Genomic DNA, 2,614 nt, shown 5'->3' with positions numbered 1-2,614 from the left:
CAAACTTATGTGGGTTGTATGGTTAAGTGACTAAGCGTATACGGTGGATGCCTTGGCAGTCAGAGGCGATGAAGGACGTAGTAACTTGCGAAAAGCGTTGGCGAGCTAGTAACAAGCATTTGAGCTAACGATGTCCGAATGGGGAAACCCACTTACATAAGTAAGTATCACAACATGAATACATAGTGTTGTGAGGCAAACCCGGGGAACTGAAACATCTAAGTACCCGGAGGAAAAGAAATCAACCGAGATTCCCCTAGTAGCGGCGAGCGAACGGGGATTAGCCCTTAAGCATAGAGGGTGTTAGTGGAATGTGTTGGAAAGCACAGCGGCACAGGGTGATAGCCCCGTACACGAAAACTAACTTTATGTGAAAACGAGTAGGACGGGACACGTGACATCTTGTCTGAACATGGGGGGACCATCCTCCAAGGCTAAATACTCCTGACTGACCGATAGTGAACCAGTACCGTGAGGGAAAGGCGAAAAGAACCCCTGTGAGGGGAGTGAAATAGAACCTGAAACCGTGTACGTACAAGCAGTGGGAGCGGTTCTTGAGACCGTGACTGCGTACCTTTTGTATAATGGGTCAGCGACTTACATTTTGTAGCAAGGTTAAGCGAATAGCGGAGCCGTAGGGAAACCGAGTGTTAACTGCGCGTTTAGTTGCAAGGTGTAGACCCGAAACCGAGTGATCTAGCCATGGGCAGGTTGAAGGTTGAGTAACATCAACTGGAGGACCGAACACACGTATGTTGAAAAATGCGGTGATGACTTGTGGCTGGGGGTGAAAGGCCAATCAAACTCGGAGATATCTGGTTCTCCTCGAAAGCTATTTAGGTAGCGCCTCGAGCGAATACCACTGGGGGTAGAGCACTGTTAAGGCTAGGGGGTCATCCCGACTTACCAACCCTTTGCAAACTCCGAATACCAGTGAGTACTACTCGGGAGACACACGGCGGGTGCTAACGTCCGTCGTGAAAAGGGAAACAACCCAGACCATCAGCTAAGGTCCCAAAGTTATTGCTAAGTGGGAAACGATGTGGGAAGGCTTAGACAGCTAGGATGTTGGCTTAGAAGCAGCCATCATTTAAAGAAAGCGTAATAGCTCACTAGTCGAGTCGGCCTGCGCGGAAGATTTAACGGGGCTAAGCAATACACCGAAGCTATGGGTTTGCTAGTTTACTAGCAAGCGGTAGAGGAGCGTTCTGTAAGCGGTTGAAGGTGAAGGGGTAACCCACACTGGACGTATCAGAAGTGCGAATGCTGACATGAGTAACGATAAAGGGAGTGAAAAACTCCCTCGCCGAAAGACCAAGGGTTCCTGTCCAATGTTAATCAGGGCAGGGTGAGTCGACCCCTAAGGCGAGGCCGAAAGGCGTAGTCGATGGGAAACGGGTTAATATTCCCGTACTTCTGCTAACTGCGATGGAGAGACGGAGAAGGCTAGGCTAGCGCGGCGTTGGTTGTCCGCGTTTAAGGCTGTAGGCTGTTCACTTAGGCAAATCCGGGTGAACATAAGGCTGAGAGTTGATGACGAGTCCCCAAGGGGATGAAGTAGTTGATGCCATGCTTCCAGGAAAATCTTCTAAGCTTCAGGTTAGTAGGAATCGTACCCCAAACCGACACAGGTGGTTGGGTAGAGAATACCAAGGCGCTTGAGAGAACTCGGCTGAAGGAACTAGGCAAAATGGTACCGTAACTTCGGGAGAAGGTACGCTGCCGGCGGTGATGGGACTTGCTCCYTAAGCTGCTGGCAGTCGCAGATACCAGGTGGCTGCAACTGTTTATCAAAAACACAGTACTGTGCAAACTCGCAAGAGGAAGTATACGGTATGGAGTCAACCTTGAAATACCACCCTTGTAGTTTTGATGTTCTAACTCTGGCCCCTGAATCGGGGTTGAGGACAGTGCCTGGTGGGTAGTTTGACTGGGGCGGTCTCCTCCCAAAGAGTAACGGAGGAGCACGAAGGTTGGCTAAGTACGGTCGGACATCGTACGGTTAGTGCAATGGCATAAGCCAGCTTAACTGCGAGACATACACGTCGAGCAGGTACGAAAGTAGGTCATAGTGATCCGGTGGTTCTGAATGGAAGGGCCATCGCTCAACGGATAAAAGGTACGCCGGGGATAACAGGCTGATACCGCCCAAGAGTTCATATCGACGGCGGTGTTTGGCACCTCGATGTCGGCTCATCACATCCTGGGGCTGAAGTCGGTCCCAAGGGTATGGCTGTTCGCCATTTAAAGTGGTACGCGAGCTGGGTTCAGAACGTCGTGAGACAGTTCGGTCCCTATCTGCCGTGGGCGTTGGATGATTGAAGGAAGCTGCTCCTAGTACGAGAGGACCGGAGTGGACGAACCGCTGGTGTTCGGGTTGTTATGCCAATAGCATTGCCCGGTAGCTACGTTCGGAATCGATAACCGCTGAAAGCATCTAAGCGGGAAGCGAGTCCTAAGATGAGTCATCCCTAGAGATTTAATCTCTCTAAAGAGCCGTTCTAGACTAGGACGTTGATAGGCAAGGTGTGTAAGCGTTGTGAGGCGTTGAGCTAACTTGTACTAATGACTCGTGAGGCTTAACCATACAACCCAGATGGGTTTGTGGTGATTA

Annotated in this window: 1 rRNA gene; it reads left to right on the top strand. The window is 50.6% G+C overall.

The window, feature by feature from the left end:
• Positions 1 to 20 precede the first annotated feature (20 nt).
• Positions 21 to 2,587: ribosomal RNA gene (locus BM736_RS24650) — 23S ribosomal RNA — on the top strand.
• Positions 2,588 to 2,614: the final 27 nt, after the last annotated feature.

It is taken from the genome of Shewanella sp. UCD-KL12 (genome assembly GCF_001957125.1).
In the GTDB taxonomy this organism is placed as follows: domain Bacteria; phylum Pseudomonadota; class Gammaproteobacteria; order Enterobacterales; family Shewanellaceae; genus Shewanella.
The sequence above is the reverse complement of the archived record's forward strand: the minus strand, read 5'-3'. Positions and strand labels throughout refer to the sequence as shown.